Origin of the sequence: Streptomyces mutabilis, from assembly GCF_046628145.1 — a bacterium.
Lineage (GTDB): Bacteria > Actinomycetota > Actinomycetes > Streptomycetales > Streptomycetaceae > Streptomyces > Streptomyces mutabilis.
In genome coordinates this window covers 5,493,381-5,513,748 of the sequence record NZ_CP176874.1, presented here as the reverse complement: position 1 = coordinate 5,513,748, position 20,368 = coordinate 5,493,381, and the positions used below count along the sequence as shown (strand labels likewise).

General features: G+C 72.5%; 18 protein-coding genes. 2 read left to right on the top strand and 16 right to left on the bottom strand.

Annotated features, from left to right (window positions below; translation table 11 throughout):
- Position 1: 1 nt before the first annotated feature.
- The 16 genes from ACLIN4_RS25030 to ACLIN4_RS24955 form a co-directional block, all read right to left on the bottom strand.
- On the bottom strand, positions 2 to 184 hold the full coding sequence (locus tag ACLIN4_RS25030) for a DUF6191 domain-containing protein (RefSeq protein WP_289911639.1): 183 nt from the start codon (positions 182 to 184) through the stop codon (positions 2 to 4).
- Positions 185 to 222: 38 nt separating this feature from the next.
- A complete protein-coding gene (locus ACLIN4_RS25025; RefSeq protein WP_411576782.1) occupies positions 223 to 3,321 on the bottom strand; it encodes a helix-turn-helix transcriptional regulator in 3,099 nt (1,032 codons plus the stop codon).
- Positions 3,322 to 3,425: 104 nt separating this feature from the next.
- Complete coding sequence (locus tag ACLIN4_RS25020) at positions 3,426 to 3,611, bottom strand: hypothetical protein (protein ID WP_107477080.1); 186 nt, start codon at positions 3,609 to 3,611, stop codon at positions 3,426 to 3,428.
- Positions 3,612 to 3,804: 193 nt separating this feature from the next.
- A complete protein-coding gene (locus ACLIN4_RS25015; RefSeq protein ID WP_107477079.1) occupies positions 3,805 to 4,386 on the bottom strand; it encodes a hypothetical protein in 582 nt (193 codons plus the stop codon).
- Positions 4,387 to 4,421: 35 nt separating this feature from the next.
- Positions 4,422 to 5,006: a GNAT family N-acetyltransferase gene (locus tag ACLIN4_RS25010; protein ID WP_100047749.1), complete on the bottom strand. Its 585-nt coding sequence runs from the start codon at positions 5,004 to 5,006 to the stop codon at positions 4,422 to 4,424.
- Positions 4,984 to 7,230, bottom strand: coding sequence for an MMPL family transporter (locus ACLIN4_RS25005; protein ID WP_381914157.1), 2,247 nt, complete (start codon positions 7,228 to 7,230; stop codon positions 4,984 to 4,986). Before ACLIN4_RS25005 ends, ACLIN4_RS25010 begins: the two co-directional genes overlap by 23 nt.
- A 207-nt stretch (positions 7,231 to 7,437) precedes the next feature.
- Positions 7,438 to 8,952, bottom strand: coding sequence for an Asp-tRNA(Asn)/Glu-tRNA(Gln) amidotransferase subunit GatB (gatB, locus tag ACLIN4_RS25000; protein ID WP_289911632.1), 1,515 nt, complete (start codon positions 8,950 to 8,952; stop codon positions 7,438 to 7,440).
- Positions 8,953 to 8,967: 15 nt separating this feature from the next.
- Positions 8,968 to 9,207, bottom strand: a complete 240-nt coding sequence (locus tag ACLIN4_RS24995) for a hypothetical protein (RefSeq protein ID WP_019329755.1) — start codon at positions 9,205 to 9,207, stop codon at positions 8,968 to 8,970.
- Positions 9,204 to 10,697: an Asp-tRNA(Asn)/Glu-tRNA(Gln) amidotransferase subunit GatA gene (gatA, locus tag ACLIN4_RS24990; RefSeq protein ID WP_019329754.1), complete on the bottom strand. Its 1,494-nt coding sequence runs from the start codon at positions 10,695 to 10,697 to the stop codon at positions 9,204 to 9,206. Before gatA ends, ACLIN4_RS24995 begins: the two co-directional genes overlap by 4 nt.
- A 5-nt stretch (positions 10,698 to 10,702) precedes the next feature.
- Positions 10,703 to 10,999 (bottom strand): Asp-tRNA(Asn)/Glu-tRNA(Gln) amidotransferase subunit GatC, encoded by a 297-nt coding sequence (gatC, locus tag ACLIN4_RS24985; protein WP_003973500.1) that lies wholly within the window; start codon positions 10,997 to 10,999, stop codon positions 10,703 to 10,705.
- Between the two features lie 117 nt (positions 11,000 to 11,116).
- The gene (locus ACLIN4_RS24980; protein ID WP_257101497.1) at positions 11,117 to 11,611 is read right to left on the bottom strand and encodes a cupin domain-containing protein; all 495 of its coding nucleotides are present in this window, start codon (positions 11,609 to 11,611) and stop codon (positions 11,117 to 11,119) included.
- A gap of 208 nt (positions 11,612 to 11,819) precedes the next feature.
- Positions 11,820 to 14,171, bottom strand: a complete 2,352-nt coding sequence (locus tag ACLIN4_RS24975; RefSeq protein WP_411576248.1) for a putative bifunctional diguanylate cyclase/phosphodiesterase — start codon at positions 14,169 to 14,171, stop codon at positions 11,820 to 11,822.
- Between the two features lie 259 nt (positions 14,172 to 14,430).
- On the bottom strand, positions 14,431 to 16,632 hold the full coding sequence (ligA, locus tag ACLIN4_RS24970) for an NAD-dependent DNA ligase LigA (RefSeq protein ID WP_307652067.1): 2,202 nt from the start codon (positions 16,630 to 16,632) through the stop codon (positions 14,431 to 14,433).
- Positions 16,633 to 16,647: 15 nt separating this feature from the next.
- A complete protein-coding gene (locus tag ACLIN4_RS24965) occupies positions 16,648 to 17,649 on the bottom strand; it encodes a methionine synthase (protein ID WP_307652068.1) in 1,002 nt (333 codons plus the stop codon).
- A 190-nt stretch (positions 17,650 to 17,839) separates the two neighbouring features.
- Positions 17,840 to 18,529 carry an SDR family oxidoreductase gene (locus ACLIN4_RS24960; protein WP_179342354.1) on the bottom strand — a complete coding sequence of 230 codons (690 nt, stop codon included), beginning with the start codon at positions 18,527 to 18,529 and terminating at the stop codon, positions 17,840 to 17,842.
- A gap of 27 nt (positions 18,530 to 18,556) precedes the next feature.
- The gene (locus ACLIN4_RS24955; RefSeq protein ID WP_019329748.1) at positions 18,557 to 19,096 is read right to left on the bottom strand and encodes a TIGR00730 family Rossman fold protein; all 540 of its coding nucleotides are present in this window, start codon (positions 19,094 to 19,096) and stop codon (positions 18,557 to 18,559) included.
- Between the two features lie 90 nt (positions 19,097 to 19,186).
- On the opposite strand from ACLIN4_RS24955, the gene ACLIN4_RS24950 reads away from it, so the two are divergent.
- Positions 19,187 to 19,519, top strand: a complete 333-nt coding sequence (locus tag ACLIN4_RS24950) for a DUF427 domain-containing protein (RefSeq protein ID WP_107477074.1) — start codon at positions 19,187 to 19,189, stop codon at positions 19,517 to 19,519.
- Between the two features lie 48 nt (positions 19,520 to 19,567).
- Complete coding sequence (locus ACLIN4_RS24945) at positions 19,568 to 20,347, top strand: alpha/beta fold hydrolase (protein ID WP_411576247.1); 780 nt, start codon at positions 19,568 to 19,570, stop codon at positions 20,345 to 20,347.
- The last annotated feature ends 21 nt before the right edge of the window (positions 20,348 to 20,368 follow it).

Here is a 20,368-nt window from a genome sequence, read left to right as displayed (position 1 = left end):
GTCAGTCGTCGTCCGCCTCGGCCGGGCGCGAGACCTGGACGACGACCTTGCCCGAGGAGAGGTCTATCGGGCCGTGGCCCGGGTCGCCGTCGCCGACGTCCTCGCGGGTCAGTTCCAGGCGGTTCTGCTCGTCGCGGGTGTGCCTGCGGCCGGGGGAGAACAGCTCCTCGAATGCGTTGAACACAAAGCCTCCGTCCGTCGGCGTCCTTTACAGCGTAAGCCTCAATCCGCCGAACCGGACCGGAGCGGTTCGGCCGGGAAGAGCGCCAGCCGGTGGGCGACCGCCGCCGCCTCGCCGCGGCCGGAGACGCCGAGCTTGGCCAGGATGTTGGAGACGTGGACGCTGGCGGTCTTCGGGGAGATGAAGAGCTCCTCCGCTATCTGGCGGTTGGTGCGGCCGTCGGAGACCAGGCGCAGCACGTCGCGTTCCCTGCTGGTGAGGCCCAGGGCCTCGGCCGGGTCGGCGGGGGCGCGCTCGGGCCCGGCGGCGCGGCCCAGGGTCAGACGGGCGCGCCGGCCGAGCAGGTCGACCGCGTCGGCCAGTGGACGGGCGCCGAGGTGGCGGGCGACGGTGCCGGCCAGGCGGAGCAGTTCCGTGGCGCGGGCGCGCTCGTCCTCGCCGCCGGTGTTCAGGAGGGCGGCGGCGAGCCGGTGGCGGACCCGGGCGAGTTCGTAGGGCCGCTCCAGGCACTCGAAGGCGGTGACCGCCTCCGTCCAGAGCGCCGGGGTGTCCCGGCCCTCGGCCCGGCGGAGTTCTGCACGGACCCACTTCTCGTGGGCGAGCCAGACCGGTGCGCCGGTGGTGAGCGACCTGGCGGCCCCGGTGAGCCGCTCCAGGGCCTCGGCACGCCCCTCCTCGGCGGCCGGCAGCCCGCGGGCGTCGGCCTCCGCCCCGGCGGCGGAGAGCAGCAGCGGCCAGCCGTAGCGCTGGGTGCCGGGCGGCAGACCCGCGTCCAGGGCCCGGCCCAGTTCGGCGCGGACGTCCGTGACGCGGCCCTCGGCGGCGGCGATGCCGACGGCGAGGACGGCCAGCGGAAGGCGGCGCTGCGGCATGGGGTCGTGTGTGCCGTAGGCGGTGCGTGCCTCGGCGAGCAGCCGGGCGGCCTCGGCCGTCCCGCCGCGGGCGAGGGCGACGACGGCCCGCTTGACGGCGGCGCCGCCGCGTGGCGCGGGGCCCCGGCCCGGGGCTCCGGCCCGCGCCGCGGCCTCCAGCGCCTCGTCCCAGCGGCCGAGCGAGATCAGCGACTCGGAGAGATTGCCCCACACCCAGGCCTCGGTCTCCAGCAGCCCCATGCGCCGGGTGAGTTCGACGCCCTCGCGCAGGATGCCGAGCGCTTCCCGGGAGCGGCCGACGCCCTCCAGGGCGGACGGTAGGTTGACGTGGCTGCGGGCCACCACGGCGGATCGCCCGCGCGCCACCACCAGGTCTCTGACCTGGTACATCTCCGCCAGTCCCGCGTCGATGTGCCCCGCGTCGACCATGAGGCCGCCCAGCGTGAGCCGGGCGTTGAGCTCGATGTCGTCGGCGCCCACCATGCGCGCGTACTCGACGGCCCGCTCGGCGGCCGTGACCGCGTCGGGACCGGGTTCGTGCAGCATCGACCAGTTGGCGGCCATGGCCAGCACCTCGGCGTGCACCTCGGAGGGCGGCAGACCGCGGACCAGTTCCTGGGCGATGCCGAGTTCGCGCCAGCCGTCGCCGCGGCCCTGTGCCTGGACCAGCAGGGACCGCTGGCTCCAGAACCAGGCGGCGCGTTGCAGGTCCTGGCGGTCCTGCCCGCTCGCGTGCGTGCCGGCACCCGCCTCCTGCTCCTCCTCCAGCAGGCGCAGCGCCCGCTTGGTGATCTTCATGGCGCGCTCCCGCTCCCCGCACAGCCGCCCGGCGACGGCCGCCTCCGCCATCAGGTCCAGGTAGCGCAGGGGCGTCTTCTCGGGGTCGCAGCCGCAGGGAGGGTAGACCTCGGCGCAGTCGACGGGGCGCAGGGTGGCGCGCACCTCGTCGGGGGCGGAGTCCCACAGCTCCATCGCGCGCTCCAGGAGCCGCAGTTGCTCGGAGTACGCGTGGCGGCGGCGGGCCTCGACGGAGGCGTCCAGCACGGCGGGCAGGGCCCTGGCGGGGTCGTGGGCGTGGTACCAGTAGCTGGCCAGGCGCATCACGCGCTCGGCGGCGGGCACCAGCGTGGGATCGGCGTCCAGGGCCTCGGCGTAGCGGCGGTTGAGGCGGGAGCGCTCGCCGGGGAGCAGGTCGTCGGCGACGGCCTCGCGGACCAGGGAGTGGCGGAAGCGGTAGCCGTCGCCGTCGGGTGCGGGGAGCAGGATGTTGGCGCCCACGGCGGCGCGCAGGGCCTCGATGAGGTCGTCCTCGGCCAAGCGGGCGACGGCGGCGAGCAGCCGGTACTCGACGGTGGAGCCGCCCTCGGCGACGATCCGGGCGACCCGCTGGGCGCTCTCGGGCAGGGCCTCCACGCGGACCAGGAGGAGGTCGCGCAGGGAGTCGGGGAGGCCGCCGGTGCGGCAGCCCTCGTGGGCGGCGACGGCCAGCTCCTCGACGAAGAAGGCGTTGCCGTCGGAGCGTTCGAAGATCTCGTCGACCTGGAGCGGGTCGGGTTCGTGGGCGAGGATGCCGGCGATCTGCCGGCCCACCTCGTCGCGGGTGAAGCGGCCCAGTTCGATGCGGCGGACGGTGCGCAGCCGGTCGAGTTCGGCGAGCAGGGGGCGCAGCGGGTGGCGGCGGTGGATGTCGTCGGAGCGGTAGGTGGCCAGGACGACGAGGCGGCCGGTGCGAAGGGTGCGGACGAGGTAGGCGATCAGGTGGCGGGTGGAGGCGTCCGCCCAGTGCAGGTCCTCGAGAACGAGCACGACGGTGTGCCGGGCGGCGACGCGCTCCAGCAGGCGGGCGGTGAGCTCGAAGAGGCGGGCCATGCTCTCCTCGTCGTGCCCGCCGTCGGTGCCCGGGGCGCTCTCGCCCAGTTCGGGCAGGAGCCGGGCCAGCTCTTCCTCCTGACCGGCGGCGGCGTCCGCCAGCTCCCTCGGGAGTTGGCGGCGCAGGGCGCGCAGTGCGGTGGAGAAGGGCGCGAAGGGCAGCCCGTCGGCGCCGATCTCGACGCAGCCGCCCAGTGCGACGACGGCGCCCTGCTCGCGTGCGGCGGCGGCGAACTCCTCGACGAGGCGGGTCTTGCCGACGCCGGCTTCGCCACCGAGCAGCAGCGCCTGCGGCTCGGCGGAGGCGGCGCGGACGAGCGCGTCGTGCAAGGTGGACAGTTCGCCGGCGCGGCCGACGAACACGGGACTGACGGACCTGGTCTCCACGGAGGCGAGCATCGCACGCGGGTCCGACAGCGGGGCAGCGGTTTTCGGCAGGTGGACGGCGGGCGGTACGGCGACGGGGAGGGCGGCCGTGCGGCCGCCCTCCCCGTGTCCCCCGTTCACGCCGCCCGGGCGAACCGGTGCCTGCGGAAGCGAGACGTATGGCTCTCCTGCGGCGCGGCTGCGCGGCGTGCGTCCCGGAGGGCGGCGCGCCGGGCGCGGACGGCCTCGCGGGCCAGCCGGGCCTGGTCGGCGCGGCGGATCAGTTCGGTGGCGCGGGTCTGCTGGATCTCGTACTCGAACACGGTCTGTCTCCTGTGGTGAGTTCGGTCGGTGCTTCGCTGTCTGCGATGCCTCAACCTTCGTCTCCCAGGGGGGTCCGCCACATCGGGTAAGTTCCGCATCTTCGGCGCCGGGCGGGGCCTTAGACGTGCGTGAGGGGTCTTAGGGCGTGCGCCGGCGGCGCGTGGATGCCCTAAGACCCCTGAGAAGGCCTGGTCAGCCGGTGGACGGCAGACCGAGCAGGATGTCCGTGTACTTCAGGACCGCGAGCAGCAGGCCGATGATGCCGAGGGCGACGCCCGCCCAGGCGACCGACTTGATCCACGGGGCCTGCGGACGGCCGGGCGCGCCGAACGCGGGGCGGGCCAGCACCACGACGCCGACGATCAGCGCGACCAGGGCGAACGCCCCGCCCCACAGGGCGGTGGCGTGCCAGGCGTTGCCGTAGCCCTTCTCGATCAGCGTGCCCACGTTGGACGAGGAGGACGTCTGCAGCTGGCCGATCAGCGACTCGCGCGCGGAGGCCACGGTGCCGACCCAGCTGCCGGTCAGCGAGACGATGCCCAGACCGGCGGAGACGACGGCACCGGCGCCCTGGCCGACGCCGGTGGGGGCCCCGGTCTCGGTGGTGGCGGAGTCGGCGTCGTCGGCCGCCCCGGCGTCCGTCGTGGCGTCGTCCGGCGTGGCCTGGGCGCCCTCCGACTTCTCGGCCTCGATCGTCTCGGGAGCCTGGGCCGCCTCGTCCGTCTTGTGCTCGTCGGTCTTCACGCCGGTCTCGTCCACTGTCTTCGTTCCCATGTCTCGCACCGTACGGACGCTGTCTGAGAGGTCCCTTAATGATCCTTGTGAGCGGCACGCGCGCGTGCCTCACGTGCCGCACGCCACTCGGGCGCGAGTACCGCCCACACCTCGATGTCCTGGCGGACGCCCCGGTGGAGGGAGCTTTCGCGCAACACGCCCTCACGCATCATGCCGAGTCGCCGGGCGGCGTTGACACTCGGGGTGTTCGCGGACGAGGCGTGCCACTCCACACGGTGCATGCCGCGCTCGTCGAACGCCCAGTCGATCAGGACCCGGGCACCGCGTGTGACCAGGCCGCGGCCCGTTCCCGCGGGCTCCAGCCAGCAGCCGATCTCGCAGACGCCGGCGGCGGCGTCGAAGACCCGGAAGAGCAGTCCGCCGACGAGCTTGCCGTCCAGCCACAGCCCGTGCAGGAAGCCGCTGTCGGCGGCGTGCCGGTCGGCGTAGGCCTGGAGGATCTCCCGGGCGGAGGCCACGTCGGTGGCCTTGGCGCCGAAGGGGATGTGCTGTGTGATGAACTCCCTGCCCCGGTCCAGGTGGGCCAGGAACTCCTCGGCGTGCCAGGTCTCCAGGGGGCGCAGTTCGGCTCCGTCGTCACCCAGTGGTATCGCGTACATCCTGCTGCCGTTCCTCCTCCGCAAGGACGTCCGCCACTTCGGCGTCCGTCGCCGCGGCCAGCCTCTCATGGGCGGCACGGCACTCGGGCGGCTCGATGCTGATGCGGGGCAGGAGTCTGTCCAGGCGGCGCGGCAGCCACCAGTTGGCGCTGCCGAGCAGGTGCATGAGGGCCGGTACCAGGAGCGTACGGAGGACGAAGGCGTCCAGGGCGACGGCGGCGGCGAGCGCGATGCCGAACATGGCGATGACGCGGTCGCCGCTGAGGACGAAGGCGAGGAACACCGAGATCATGATGACCGCGGCGGAGTTGATCACCCGGCTGGTCTCGGCGAGGCCCACCCGGACGGCACGGCGGTTGTCGCCGGTCTCCAGCCACTCCTCGTACATCCGGCTGACCAGGAAGACCTGGTAGTCCATGGAGAGCCCGAAGAGCACCGACACCATGATCACGGGGAGGAAGGGCTCGATCGGGCCCGCGTTGCCGAGGCCCAGCAGCTCGCTCCCCCAGCCCCACTGGAAGATCGCCACGACGATGCCGAAGGACGCGGCGACGGCCGCGACGTTCATCGCGGCGGCCTTGACCGGGATGCCGATCGAGCGGAAGGCGAGCAGGAGCAGCAGGCAGCCGAGGCCCACGACGACGCCGACGAAGAGGGGCAGCTTGCCGACGATGACCTCGGCGAAGTCGTCGTACCCGGCCGTCACACCGCCCACGTGCACGTCGAGCGCGGTGCCGTTCTCGGCGCGCGGCAGCACTTCGGAGCGCAGCCGCTCGACCAGCTCGCTGGTGTCCGGCGACTGCGGGGAGGACTCGGGCACGACGGTGAGGTACGCCGTGTCGCCGCCCGAGTTGTAGGTCACCGGGGTCACCGAGGAGACGCCCTCGGCGGCGCGCAGGGAGGCGTCGAGGTTGTCCAGGGCGAGCCGGTCCTCGGCTCCGCCGACCTCGGTGACCAGGGTGAGGGGCCCGTTGACGCCGGGACCGAAGCCCTCCGCGAGGAGGTCGTAGGCCTGGCGGGTGGTGCTGCCCTGGGGGTCGTTGCCCTGGTCGGAGGTGCCCAGGCGCAGGCCGAGGGTCGGCAGGGCGAGGACGGTGATGACGACGAGCGCGAGGGCGCCGAGCAGCTTGGGGTGGCGCTCCACGAAGGCCGACCAGCGGGCGGCGAACCCGGTCGGCAGTTCCGGCTCAGGTCCGTGCTCCGCGAGCCGGCGCCGTTCGCGCCGGCTCAGGGCTCGCGGGCCGATGTACGACAGCAGCGCCGGCAGCAGCGTCACGGAGGCGGCGACGGTGAGGACGACGGTGAGCGAGGCGGCGACGGCCACGCCGTTCAGGAAGCTGAGCCGGAGGATCAGCATGCCCAGCAGGGCGATGCAAACGGTGGCACCCGCGAAGACGACCGCGCGCCCGGTGGTCGCGACGGCGCTCGTGGCGGCCTCGGTGACGGTGAGCCCCCGCTTCAGCCCGCGCCGGTGTCTGGTGACGATGAACAGCGCGTAGTCGATGCCGACGCCGAGGCCGATGAGGGTGCCCAGCATGGGCGCGAAGTCGGCGACGGTCATGGCGTGACCGAGCAGGGTGATGCCGGCGTACGCGGTGCCGACGGAGACCAGCGCGGTGGCGATGGGCAGCAGGGAGGCGGCGAGGGAACCGAAGGCGAGGAACAGGACAACAGCGGCGACGGCCACGCCGACGGCCTCGGCGAGGTGGCCGTCGGGCGCCTCGGTGAGCGCGACGGCGCTGCCGCCCAGTTCGACCTGGAGCCCGTCGGTGCCGGCCGCCTTCGCGGTGTCGACCACGGCCCGCGCCTCGGCCGGGTCGATGTCCTGGGAGGCGTCCTCGAAGGTGACCGAGGCGTACGCCGTGCGGGAGTTCTCGCTGATCCGCGGCGAGTCGGAGTCGTCGTAGGGGTTGGTCACCGAGGCCACGCCGGGGAGTTCCGCGATGCGGTCCAGGGTGCGGGTCATGGCCTGTTCGACGTCGGGGGCGCGCACGGTGCCGGTCGTCGTGTGCCAGACGATCGTGTCGCTGTCGCCGCCGAGACGGGGGAAGCCCGAGGTGAGCAGCCGGGAGGCGCGGTCGGAGTCGGTGCCGGGCACGCCGTAGTCGTTGGAGTACGCGGAGCCCGCGACCGCGGCGGCCGTGGTCACGCCGCCGAGGGCGACGAGCCAGAGCAGGACGGTGACGAGACGACGTCGAACACACCAGCGTGCGAGGGCTGCCACGAACGTGCTCCCAGGTGTCTGATTGTGGATCTTTGACCGGGAACAGTCTTACTTCGTGTGAACCGCCCGCAAAGAACGCATGAGCAATGCGAAATCACTCTTTCAGGCGGAAGTGATCGTTTGCGTGGTTAGTGGGCTTATTCACAACTGAGGCCCTGGGGAACTCGTCGCGGTGACGCGTTCCCCAGGGCCTCGGTGCTGCGGTGCTCAGCCTTCGGTGACGCCCAGCTTCTCCAGGATCAGCTCCTTGACGCGGGCCGCGTCCGCCTGGCCCCGGGTCGCCTTCATGACGGCGCCGACCAGGGCGCCGGCCGCGGCCACCTTGCCGCCGCGGATCTTGTCGGCGACGGCCGGGTTGCCGGCGATGGCCTCCTCGACGGCGGTGGTGAGCGCGCCCTCGTCGGAGACGACCTTCAGGCCGCGCTTGTCGACGACCTCGTCCGGCGTGCCCTCACCGGCGAGGACGCCCAGGATGACCTGGCGGGCGAGCTTGTCGTTCAGGTCGCCCTTGGTGACGAGCTCGGCGACCCGCGCCACCTGGACCGGCGTGATCGCCAGCTCGTCGAGCGCCTTGCCGGACTCGTTGGCGCTGCGGGCCAGCTCGCCCATCCACCACTTGCGGGCGGAGGCCGCGTCGGCACCGGCGTCGATCGTGGCGACGATCGGGTCCAGCGCGCCGGCGTTGAGGATGGACTGCATGTCGTTGCCGGAGATGCCCCACTCCTCGCGGAGCCGGTTGCGGCGCACCAGCGGCAGCTCGGGCAGGCCGGACCGGATCTCCTCGACCCACTCGCGGGACGGGGCGACCGGCACCAGGTCGGGCTCCGGGAAGTACCGGTAGTCCTCCGCCTCCTCCTTCACGCGGCCGGAGGTCGTGGACCCCGTGTCCTCGTGGAAGTGACGGGTCTCCTGGATGATCGTGCCGCCCGACGAGAGCACCGCCGCGTGGCGCTGGATCTCGAAGCGGGCGGCGCGCTCGACGGAACGCAGCGAGTTGACGTTCTTCGTCTCGCTGCGGGTGCCGAACTTCTCGGTGCCGTTGGGGCGCAGCGACAGGTTCACGTCGCAGCGCATCTGGCCCATCTCCATGCGGGCCTCGGAGACGCCGAGGGCGCGGATGAGCTCGCGCAGCTCGCGGACGTAGGCCCGCGCGACCTCGGGGGCGCGCTCGCCCGCTCCCTCGATCGGCTTGGTGACGATCTCGATGAGCGGGATGCCGGCGCGGTTGTAGTCGAGGAGGGAGTGCGAGGCGCCGTGGATACGGCCCGTCGCGCCACCGACGTGCGTCGACTTGCCGGTGTCCTCCTCCATGTGGGCGCGCTCGATCTGGACGCGGAAGGTCTCCCCGTCCTCCAGCTGCACGTCGAGGTAGCCGTCGAAGGCGATCGGCTCGTCGTACTGGGAGGTCTGGAAGTTCTTCGGCATGTCCGGATAGAAGTAGTTCTTCCGGGCGAAGCGGCACCACTCGGCAATCTCGCAGTTCAGCGCGAGACCGATCTTGATGGCCGACTCGACGCCGGTCGCGTTGACGACCGGGAGCGCGCCGGGCATGCCGAGGCAGACGGGGCAGGTCTGGGTGTTCGGGTCGGCGCCGAGCGCGGTCGAACAGCCGCAGAACATCTTGGTCTTGGTGCCGAGTTCGACATGGACCTCGAGGCCCATGACGGGGTCGTACGACGCCAGCGCGTCCTCGTACGACACCAGGTCGGTCGTGGTGGTCACGGTGTAACTTCCCTCTCAGCCCAGCAGGACGTCGTCGTCGCCCAGGCGCTTCAGCTCGCGGTAGAGGATGGCGAGGTTGGTGACGACGGCGGCGCCGGTCACGACGGCGTCGAGCAGCCGCAGCGTGTCGTTGTCGCCACGCGCCTTCTTGATCTGCTTGTAGACACCCACGGCGCCGAACGCCGAGGTGGCCATCGAGACGTACAGACCGGACTTGGACTTCTTGAAGCCCTTGGCCTTGGACAGTGCGCTCACAGCGACGGTGCCTCCTCGATCAGCGGGTGGCCCCACTTTTCCACGAAGGCGGCCTCGACGGCGGCGCCGACCTTGTAGAGCCGGTCGTCCTTCATGGCGGGGGCGATGATCTGCAGACCCACCGGCAGGTTGTCCTCGGGGGCGAGGCCGCAGGGCAGCGACATGGCCGCGTTGCCCGCCAGGTTGGTGGGGATGGTGCACAGGTCGGCCAGGTACATCGCCATCGGGTCGTCGGCGCGCTCGCCGATCGGGAAGGCGGTGGTCGGGGTCGTCGGGGAGACGATCACGTCGACCTGCTCGAAGGCCCGCTCGAACTCCTGCTTGATGAGGGTGCGGACCTTCTGGGCGCTGCCGTAGTACGCGTCGTAGTAGCCCGAGCTGAGGGCGTACGTGCCGAGCATGACGCGGCGCTTGACCTCGGGGCCGAAGCCGGCCTCGCGGGTCAGGGAGGTGACCTCCTCGGCGGAGTGCGTGCCGTCGTCGCCGGTCCTGAGGCCGTAGCGCAGGCCGTCGAAGCGGGCGAGGTTGGAGGAGCACTCCGAGGGGGCGATCAGGTAGTACGCGGAGAGCGCCAGGTCGAAGGACGGGCAGTCCAGCTCGACGATCTCGGCGCCCAGCTCCTTCAGCAGCTCGACGGACTCGTCGAAGCGCTGGACGACGCCGGCCTGGTATCCCTCGCCGCGGAACTGCTTGACGACGCCGACGCGCATGCCCTCGACGCTGCCGTTGCGGGCGGCCTCGACGACCGCGGGGACGGGGGCGTCGATGGAGGTGGAGTCCATCGGGTCGTGCCCGGCGATCACCTCGTGCAGCAGGGCCGCGTCCAGGACCGTGCGGGCGCAGGGGCCGCCCTGGTCGAGGGAGGAGGAGAAGGCCACCATGCCGTAGCGGGAGACGCCGCCGTACGTCGGCTTGACGCCGACCGTGCCGGTGACGGCCGCGGGCTGGCGGATGGAGCCGCCGGTGTCGGTGCCGATGGCGAGCGGGGCCTGGAACGCCGCGAGCGCGGCGGAGGAGCCGCCGCCGGAGCCGCCGGGGATCCTGGTGAGGTCCCAGGGGTTGCCGGTCGGGCCGTAGGCGCTGTTCTCGGTGGAGGACCCCATGGCGAACTCGTCCATGTTGGTCTTGCCGAGGATGACGACGTCGGCGTCCTTGAGGCGCTTGGTGACGGTCGCGTCGTACGGCGGGATCCAGCCCTCGAGGATCTTCGAGCCGACGGTCGTGGGCACGCCCTCGGTGGTGAAGATGTCCTTGAGCGCGAGGGGGACGCCGGCCAGCGGGCCGAGCTTCTCGCCGCGCTCGCGCTTGGCGTCCACGGCGCGGGCCTGGGCGAGGGCGCCCTCGCGGTCGACGTGCAGGAAGGCGTGCACCTTCTCGTCGACGGCCTCGATGCGGGCCAGGTGGGCCTCGGTGACCTCGACGGCCGTCAGCTCGCCGGAGGCGATCTTCTCGGCGATCTCGGCCGCGGTGAGCTTGATGATGTCGCTCATGGCGGTTACTCCTCCCCCAGGATCTGCGGCACCTTGAAACGCTGCTGCTCCTGGGCCGGGGCGCCGGAGAGCGCCTGCTCGGGCGTGAGCGACGGACGGACCTCGTCCGGCCGCATGACGTTCGTCAGCGGGAGCGGGTGCGAGGTCGGCGGTACGTCTTGGTCGGCGACCTCACTGACGCGGGCGACCGCGCCGATGATGTCGTCCAGCTGTCCCGCGAAGTGCTCGAGCTCTTCGGGCTTCAGCTCCAGACGCGCCAGCCGGGCGAGGTGGGCGACCTCCTCGCGCGTGATGCCAGGCATGCAGCGTTCCTCTGGGGTGAGTGTGCGGTTGGGGCGAATCGGCTTTGGCAAGTCGGTTTGGCCCAATCCTATGGGGCGGCGCCCCGTGCCCGTGAAACGGTTTCCCCCGTCGCCCGCTCAGGCGCGGCGCGCGTCCCAGGCGGGGCTGCTCAGGAAGTGGTTGTCGTACAGGTCCTGGACGTCCAGGAGGCTCTGAGGGGTGGCCTCGCCGAGGCGGATGCGCTGGAGGTGGCGGAAGTACTCGAAGCGCTCGATGCCCGGGGTGAGGACGATCAGCAGGTCGGCGCCGGTCCCGGGCACGGCGGCGAAGGCGTGCGGCTTGCCCGGCGGGACCACGACCAGGTCACCGGGGCCGGCGGTGAGGACGTCCTCGCCGGAGAGGATGTCGGCGGCGCCGTCGAGCAGGAAGAACATCTCGGCGCGGTTCTCGTGCCAGTGCGGCTTGGCGCCGTCGGCGCCCGCGGTGAGGGTGACGCGCTGCGTGGACAGGGCGCCGCCGGTCGCGCTGCTGTCGGCCAGCAGGCGCACCGTGGTGGGTGCCTGGCCGACGACCTCCGCGTCGGCCTCGCGGACGACCACGGACTCGTCGAACTTCGGAACGAACAGTGACATGGCTCGTCTCCCTGGTGTGCCGCGCGTCGGACGTGGACGGGGCGCCTCGGTGGGGTGGGCGGGGCGCCTCGGTCGCTGGGCGGGGCGTCTCGGTGGCTGGGCGGGGCGCCTCGGTCGCTGGGCGGGGCGCCTCGGTGGCTGGGTGGCCGGGTGGCGTGGGCGGCCACGGGTGCCGGGTGCCCTTCGCCCCGGCCCGTGATGCGGGAGGTCAGCCGACCCGGCCCGGGTCGTCCCCCGCCGCCGCGGGGAGCGCGGCGGCGGGTCGCTGCCAGCCACGGGCGCCGCGGGCCAGCAGCCAGGCGGTGGTCTCCTCCGGCGGCATCGCGGCGGCGACCAGCCAGCCCTGCACGGCGTCGCAGCCGAGGTCGCGCAGGCGCTCCCAGGTCTCGTCGTCCTCCACGCCCTCGGCGACGACGAGCAGACCGAGGGAGTGCGCCAGGTCGACGGTGCAGCGCACGATCTCGGCGTCCTCGGTGTCGACGGCCAGCCGGGCCACGAACGAGCGGTCGATCTTCAGCTCGCTGACCGGGAGCCGGCGCAGGTGGACCAGCGAGGAGTACCCGGTGCCGAAGTCGTCCAGGGACATCTTGACGCCGTGTCCGGTCAGGGCGTTGAGGGTGTCGGCGGCGCGCTGCGGGTCCTCCAGCAGGACGTGCTCCGTGATCTCCAGCTGGAGCGCTCCGGCCGGGACGCCGTGCCGGGCCAGGCGGGCGGCGACCGAGCCGGCGAAACCCGGGGTGTGCACGTCGCGCGGGGAGACGTTGACCGCGACCGGCACGAACAGGCCCTGGGAGCGCCAGTGGGCGACCTGTTCGAGCGCCGTCTCCAGTACGTACTCGGTGAGGTGGGGCATCAGCCCGGACGACTCGGCGATCGCTATGAACTCGTCCGGCGGCACCTTGCCCCGCTCGGGGTGCACCCACCGCACCAGCGCCTCCAGACCGGCCACGTGTCCGTCGAAGCGGACCTTGGGCTGGTAGTGCAGCTGGACCTCGTGGGCGTCCAGGGCGCGGCGCAGGTCACCGAGCAGGCCCAGGCGGTCCGGGGTGTTGGAGTCACGCTTGGACTCGTAGACCTCCACGCCGGTGCGGTCCCGCTTGGCCTGGTACATCGCCACGTCCGCGCGGCGCAGCAGCCCTTCCGCGTCCAGCGCGTGGTCGGGGAAGACGGCGACACCGGCACTGGCCTCCAGGACGAGGGTGAGCCCGTCCAGGTCCATCGGGGAGCTGAGCGCGCCGACCAGCCCCCGGGCGATTCGGGTCGCCGACGTGGTCGAGTCGGCGACGGGCAGTAAGACGGCGAACTCGTCGCCGCCGAGCCGCGCGGCCTCCGCCCCGCGCGGCAGGGCCTGCCGCAGCCGGTCGGCGGTCTGGAGCAGCAGCCGGTCACCGGCGAGGTGACCGAGGGTGTCGTTGACCGAACGGAAGCGGTCGAGGTCGATCAGCATCAGGGCGGCGCGGGCGCCGATGCGCTCGGCGTCGTCCAGCGCGGTCCAGGTGCGCTCCAGCAGCCACTGCCGGTTGGGCAGTCCGGTGAGCGGGTCGCGCAACTGCTCCTCGGCACGGGCGCGGGCGATCCACAGGGTGTAGTCGAGGGCGATCAGCGGAATGGCGAACAGCGGCAGCAGCAGCGGCTTGGCCACGGCCACCACGCAGACCAGCGGGGCGATGCCGAGCAGCGCGACGGCGACCAGGCCCTGTCTGACCAGGGCGGTGCGGGCCGCGGTGGGCAGGCCGGCCCGCGGTGTCTGCAGGTACCACAGCAGGGCGCGGGTGACGGCGAGGTAGGCGACGGCGACGAGCACCACCTTGGGCACCGCGTACACCCCCCAGGTGGCCGGGTCCCAGGGGTCCTCCACGGACGGCACGGAGCCGCAGACACCGAGCAGCATCGCCCCCGCGGCGATACCCAGGATGTCCACCGCGCCGTGCAGGATGCCGTGCCGCCACCGGCCCCGGCGGGCTATGCCGACCAGGACGACGACGGTGAGGCTGACCATGCCGGCCGGAACCCAGCCGTACAGCAGCAGGACGGCGAGGGTGAGGGCGGCGCCGGACCCGGTGCCGCCCCACCAGCGGGAGCGGCCGAGCATCACCAGGTGGCCGACGACGATGCCGGTCAGCACGGCCAGCGCCCAGCCGACGGTGCCGGACGGGAAGAGCGCGTGGCCGCCGGTGAACGCCCGGTAGAAGCCGGCGCCCAGCACGAACGCGGCGCCCGCGACGACCGCCGAGGGCAACGCGGGCCAGGACAGGTGTCGTTCGCCGTCGGTGTCGGTGTCGGTGTGCGCCGGGGCGCGGCCGGCGCGCGACGGTGCGGAGCCGTGGCCGAGGCCCCGGGGCGCCGAGCCGTGACCGCCGCCCGGTGGCGCCGAGCCCTGGCCGCCGCCCGCTGGCACCGAGCCGTGACCGGTCGTCGGCGGCGCTGAGGCGCGGGCACCCACCGCGGAACGGGGTGCGCCACCACCCCGTTTCCCGAGCCACCGGCTCACGTGCCACGCGTCCACCATGCGACGCAGGCGCAGCCGTGAGCCCGCGGCGGCGCTCTCGGTCGGTTCCATTCCCGTCCCTCTCACAGCCGGCGGTGCCCACGCCACGCGGCCCCCGCCTCGACCACCATCAACGGCTCCGCGTTCGAGAACCCTTCCTCCCGTCCCTCGGGGACAGGAGGATGCCCCAACCGCAGCTGGGCACGGCAGGCGCACATCTCAACAGTAGGCCGCGGAAGGCTTCCAGGGGCACCGGTCGTCGACGGTTGCCCGAATGCGACCCGGCCACCCGTATGCATCTGGTATGCGCCGATCGGGTGGCCTTCAACCGCTATTCCTCGGCCGAAAGCGCGACTTCGGCCGCCGCTTCGGGTCCCTGTTCGAGCAGAACGGTGAAACCGTCCTCGTTCAGAACCGGCACCTTCAGTTGCATCGCCTTGTCGTACTTCGACCCAGGGTTGTCACCGACCACGACGAACGAGGTCTTCTTGGACACCGATCCGGTCACCTTCGAACCCCTGCTCTGCAGGGCGTCCTTGGCTCCGTCCCGGGTGAAGTTCTCCAGGGTGCCGGTGACGACGACGGTGAGTCCTTCGAGCGGGCGCGGGCCCTCGTCCTCGCCGGTCGACTGCTCCTCCAGCGGGACTCCGGCCGCCTTCCACTTGCGGACGATCTCGCGGTGCCAGTCCTCGGCGAACCACTCCTTGACGGCGGCGGCGATGGTGTCGCCCACTCCGTCCGCGAGCGCCAGCTCCTTCTCGGTGGCCTGCTCGATGCGGTCGATCGAGCGGAACTCCCGGGCCAGCGCCTGGGCGGCGACCGGTCCCACGTACCGGATGGAGAGGCCGTTGATGAAGCGGGCCAGCGGGCGGGTCTTGGCCTCCTCGATGTGCTTCAGCAGGGCGAGGGTGTTCTTCTTGGGCTCGCCCTCCTTGTTGGCGAAGACCGTGGCGATCTTCTCCTCGCCCGTCTTGGGGTCGCGCTTGGGCAGACCGCTGTCCGGGTCGAGGACGTACGCCCTGATGGGCAGCAGCTTCTCGACGGTGAGGTCGAAGAGGTCGCCCTCGTCCACCAGCGGCGGGTCGGACGGCTCCAGCGGCCCGGTCAGCGCGGCCGCCACCACGCCGCCGAAGTGCTCGATGTCCAGGCACTCCCGGCCCGCCAGGTAGGCGACGCGCTCCCGCAACTGGGCCGGGCAGGTGCGGGCGTTGGGGCAGCGGAGGTCGATGTCGCCCTCCTTCATGGCCCGCAGCGGCGTCCCGCACTCGGGGCACTCGGCGGGCATCACGAACTCCCGCTCGCTGCCGTCCCGCAGGTCGGCGACCGGCCCGAGGATCTCCGGGATGACGTCGCCGGCCTTGCGCAGCACCACGGTGTCGCCGATGAGGACGCCCTTGGCCTTGACGACCTCCTGGTTGTGCAGGGTGGCGAACTCCACCTCGCTGCCGGCCACGGTGACCGGTTCCACCTGCGCGTACGGAGTGACGCGGCCGGTGCGGCCGACGCCGACCTTGATGTCGACGAGCTTGGTGTTGACCTCCTCCGGCGCGTACTTGTACGCGATGGCCCAGCGCGGCGCGCGGGCCGTGGAGCCGAGCCGCCCCTGGAGGCGGATCTCGTCGAGCTTGACGACGACACCGTCGATCTCGTGGGCGACCGAGTGCCGGTTCTCGCCGTAGTAGGCGATGAACTCGCGTACGCCGTCGAGGCCGTCGACGACCCTGTTGTGCGGGGAGGTGGGCAGGCCCCAGGTCTTGAGCAGGTCGTACGCCTGGGAGAGGCGGGTCATGCCCTTGCCCCGGTACCCCTCCAGGACGCCGATGCCGTGGACCACCATGTGCAGCGGGCGGGTGGCGGTGACGCGCGGGTCCTTCTGGCGCAGCGAACCGGCCGCCGCGTTGCGCGGGTTGGCGAAGGGCTTGTCCCCCGCCTCGTTCAACCGGGCGTTGAGCTCCTGGAACTTCTCCATCGGGAAGTAGACCTCACCGCGGATCTCCACGAGGTCGGGGACCTCGTCGCCCTTCAGGCGCTCCGGGATCTCGGTGATGGTACGGACGTTGGGGGTGATGTCCTCGCCGGTGCGGCCGTCCCCGCGGGTGGCGGCGCGGACGAGACGGCCGCGCTCGTAGGTGAGGTTGACGGCGAGTCCGTCGACCTTCAACTCGCACAGGAAGTGGTACTCCTGCTCACCCAGTTCCTTGGCGATGCGCTCGGTCCAGGCGGCCATCTCCTCGTCGTTGAAGGTGTTGTCGAGGGAGAGCATGCGGGAGCGGTGCTCGACGGCCGTGAACTCCGTCTCGTAGGAGCCGGCGACCTTCTGGGTCGGCGAGTCCGGGGTGCGCAGCTCCGGGTACTCCTCCTCCAGCTCCTCCAGGGAACGCAGCAGCCGGTCGAATTCCGCGTCGCTGACGACGGGGGCGTCGTTCACGTAGTACCGGAAGCGGTGCTCCTCGATCTGCTCAGCGAGCTGCACGTGCTTCTCACGCGCCTCGGCGGGCACGTTCGTCGTCTCCGCTTGCTTGTCGCCGGCCACCGTGTTGTCCTCCCGTTACTCTGGGTTGTCCGCGAGTGATCTCGCCGCCCGGGCGCAGTGGGCGAGGGACCGGCGGGCGTACTCGGGGGACGCGCCCGCGAGTCCGCACGACGGGGTGACGGTGACCGCCTCCGCGAGAAGCCCCGGAGACAGCCCCAGCCTGCGCCACAGCGTCCTGACACCCATGACGCTACCGGCAGGGTCTGACAATGCCGTGTCCGTGCCCGGGACGACACCGGCGAACAGGCGGGTGCCGCCTTCGACCGCCTCGCCGATCGCCTCGTCGTCACGCTCGGTGAGGAGCGAGAAGTCGAAGGAGACAGCGGAGACACCCGCGCGACGCAGCAGGGCGAAGGGCACGTCGGGGGCGCAGGAGTGGACGACGAGCGGGCCGTCCGCGTGGACGGCGGCCAGGTCGCGGAGGGCGGACTCGACGACCTGGCGGTCGACGGCGCGGTGGGTGCGGTAGCCGCTGGCCGTGCGGACCTGGCCGCGCAGTACGGCGGTCAGGGACGGTTCGTCGAGCTGGAGGACGATCCGGGCACCCGGGACACGGCGCTGCACCTCGGCCAGGTGCAGGCGCAGGCCCTCGGCGAGCGAGGCGGCGAGGTCGCGGCAGGCGCCGGCGTCGGAGAGGACCGCCTCGCCGTTGCGGAGTTCCAGGGCGGCGGCCAGGGTCCACGGGCCGACGGCCTGGACCTTGAGCGGGCCCTCGTAGCCCTGGGTGAACTCCTCCAGGGCGTCGAGGTCCTCCCTCAGCCAGGAACGGGCCCGCTTGGTGTCCCGGCCCGGACGGTCGCCGAGGCGCCAGCCGCTGGGCTCCACGCGCGCGTACAGCTCGACGAGCAGGCCGGCGGTGCGACCGATCATGTCGGCGCCGGGGCCGCGGGCGGGCAGTTCGGGGAGGAAGGGGAAGTCCTCGAAGGTGCCGGTGCTTGTTTTCGCGGCCTCGCGGGCGTCCTGGCCCGGCAGGGAGCCGATGCCGGTGGCGGGGCCGAAGCGGGGGTTGTCGTTCACGGGGGAAGCGTACGCAGGTCTCCGACGGTGGGGTGGGGGCGGTCGCGTCGGTGGCGCGGGCGGGGGTTCGCCCCCGCCGCCCCTTCCCGTCCCGTTCCCAGGGGCTGCGCCCCCGGCCCCCGCTTCGGCCTGGACGGCCTCGTCCTCGAACGCCGGACGGGCTGGAAGACCGGACCGGCGTTTCAGAGCCTTACCGCCCCGGGCGCACCGTCAGGTCGTTGACCTCCGCGTCCCTCGGGAGGTCCAGGGCCATCAGGATCGTCGTGGCGACCGACTCGGGGTCGATCCACTTGGCGGGGTCGTACTCCTTGCCCTCCTGCTGGTGGACCTTGGCCTGCATGGGGCTGGCGGTGCGGCCGGGGTAGACGGAGGTGACGCGGACGCCGTTCGCGTGCTCCTCGTGGCGAAGGGAGTCGGCGAGGGCCTTGAGGCCGTGCTTGGAGGCGGCGTACGCGGACCAGCCGGCGTGGGCGTTGAGGCCGGAGCCGGAGTTGACGAACAGCACGTGGCCCTGGGCGACGCGGAGCTGGGGCAGGAAGAGGCGGGTCAGCTCGGCGGGGGCGACCAGATTGACGTTGAGCTGGTTGCGCCAGGTCTTCGGGGTGAGGTCGCCGACCGGGCCGAGGTCGACGACGCCCGCGACGTGCAGCAGCGAGTCCACGCGGTCGGGCAGCGTCTGGTGCGAGAAGGCCCAGGAGAGCTTGTCCGGGTCCGCCAGGTCGCCGACCAGCGTCTTCGCGCCGGGGAACGCGGCCGCCAGTTCCTTCGCACGGCCCGCGTCGCGCGCGTGCAGCACGATCTCGTCGCCGCGTTCGTGCAGGCGGCGGGCGACGGCCGCGCCGATGCCGGAGCCCGCTCCGGTGATCACATGTGTAGCCATGCCCGCCATGCTCGCATCACCGCGGGCCTATTCGATGCCCTGGCTCTCCTCCAGGTAGGCGAGCGCGCCGACCGGCTCCTCGGCGAAGAACACCAGCTCGGTGAGGGGGCGGGGCAGGAAGCCCTCGTCCTCCATGCGGCGGAACTGCTCCTTGAGGCCGTCGTAGAAGCCCGCCGTGTTGAGCAGGACGACCGGCTTGTCGGTGTGCCCGTGCTTCTTCAGCTCCAGGATCTCGGTGGCCTCGTCCAGCGTGCCGGTGCCGCCCACCATGATGACCACGGCGTCGGCCTTCTCCAGCAGCAGCCGCTTGCGCTCGGCGAGGTCCCGCGCGATGACCATCTCGTCGGCGCCCTCGCGCGCCTTGGCCGCCAGGAAGTCGACCGAGACGCCGAGCAGTCGTCCTCCGGCCTCCTGCACGCCGTCGGCGACCACCTTCATCAGGCCGACGTCGGAGCCGCCCCAGACCAGGGTGTGACCGCCCTTGCCCAGCAGTTCGGCGAACTCCCGCGCGGGGCGCGTGTAGCGCTCGTCGAGGTCGGCGGCGGAGAGGAAGACGCAGATGTTCATGGTCTCCACCGTACGGCCCGGTCCGGAGGGGAAGAACCCGGCCTCCGGGCACGCTGTAGTGACGGGACCACTGCCACCAGGAGGACGACCGTGACCAAGGGACTCAAGGGACACCGCATCAGCGTCGAACCGAGCGACCGGCACGTGCGCGTGGTGCACGGCGGGCAGGTGCTGGCTCAGAGCGACGCGGCGCTGGTGCTGCGCGAGACGGGCTGTCCCGACCGGTACTACATCCCGGCCGAGGACGTGCGGCTCGACCTGCTCACGCCGTCCGGCACGACCACTCACTGCCCCTTCAAGGGCGACGCGTCCTACTGGTCGCTGCCGGACGCCGCCGACCTGGTCTGGGCGTACCCGGAGCCCAAGCCGGAGGTCGCGGAGATCAAGGACCACCTGTGCTTCTACGACGCGGAGGTGTCCTGACCCGTCGCTGACCGATTATTCGCGTGCCGTAGGGCAGTCTGCACAGGCATGGAGATGCAGACCCTTTCGCGCGACGGCACGCGCATCGGCTACGAACGCACCGGTGACGGACCGGCGGTCGTCCTCGTCAGCGGCGCCATGTCGACCGGCGCCACGATGGCTCCGCTGGCCGCCGAGCTGTCGGGCCGTCTCGACGTCACCGTGTACGACCGCAGGGGCCGCGGGGAGAGCGGCGACACGGCGCCCTACGCGGTGGAGCGCGAGGTCGAGGACCTGGCGGCGCTGATCGAGGCGCTGGGCGGCGAGGCGTCGCTCTTCGGTGTCTCGTCGGGCGGCGCGCTGGCGCTCCGGGCGGCGGCCGGCGGGCTGCCGGTGCGCAGCGTCGCCGTGTACGAGGTGCCGTACGCCATGGACGACGCGACCGCGCGGGCCGGTGCGGAGTACCGGGAGCGGCTGACGGAGGCTCTCGCACAGGGGCGGCACGGGGACGCGGTGGAACTGTTCCTGCGGCTGGCAGGCCTGGGCGAGGAGATGATCCGGGGCGCCCGCCAGTCGCCGATGTGGGCCGGCATGGAGTCGGTCGCGCCGAGTCTGGCGTACGACGACGCGGTGATGGGTGACAACCGGGTTCCCCGGTCCGAGATCGCCTCGATCACCTGTCCCCTGCTGGCCCTCGCGGGCGGCGCGAGCGACGCGTGGTGGCACGAGGCCGCCCGTGCCATCGCGGACGCCGCCCCCGACGGGAGGTACGGCACCGTCGAGGGGCAGACCCACATGGTGGAGCCGGGCATGCTGGCGCCGGTGCTGACGGAGTTCTTCGCGCAGTGATCCGGTGGCCGACCTGGGTGG

Bases quoted from the DNA above. Each gene is read 5' to 3' on its own strand.
- ACLIN4_RS25025 (WP_411576782.1), bottom strand. From the start codon at position 3,321: ATGCTCGCCTCCGTGGAGACCAGGTCCGTCAGTCCCGTGTTCGTCGGC.
- ACLIN4_RS25015 (WP_107477079.1), bottom strand. From the start codon at position 4,386: ATGGGAACGAAGACAGTGGACGAGACCGGCGTGAAGACCGACGAGCAC.
- ACLIN4_RS25010 (WP_100047749.1), bottom strand. From the start codon at position 5,006: ATGTACGCGATACCACTGGGTGACGACGGAGCCGAACTGCGCCCCCTG.
- gatA (WP_019329754.1), bottom strand. From the start codon at position 10,697: ATGAGCGACATCATCAAGCTCACCGCGGCCGAGATCGCCGAGAAGATC.
- gatC (WP_003973500.1), bottom strand. From the start codon at position 10,999: ATGCCTGGCATCACGCGCGAGGAGGTCGCCCACCTCGCCCGGCTGGCG.
- ACLIN4_RS24980 (WP_257101497.1), bottom strand. From the start codon at position 11,611: ATGTCACTGTTCGTTCCGAAGTTCGACGAGTCCGTGGTCGTCCGCGAG.
- ACLIN4_RS24975 (WP_411576248.1), bottom strand. From the start codon at position 14,171: ATGGAACCGACCGAGAGCGCCGCCGCGGGCTCACGGCTGCGCCTGCGT.
- ACLIN4_RS24960 (WP_179342354.1), bottom strand. From the start codon at position 18,529: ATGGCTACACATGTGATCACCGGAGCGGGCTCCGGCATCGGCGCGGCC.
- ACLIN4_RS24955 (WP_019329748.1), bottom strand. From the start codon at position 19,096: ATGAACATCTGCGTCTTCCTCTCCGCCGCCGACCTCGACGAGCGCTAC.
- ACLIN4_RS24945 (WP_411576247.1), top strand. From the start codon at position 19,568: ATGGAGATGCAGACCCTTTCGCGCGACGGCACGCGCATCGGCTACGAA.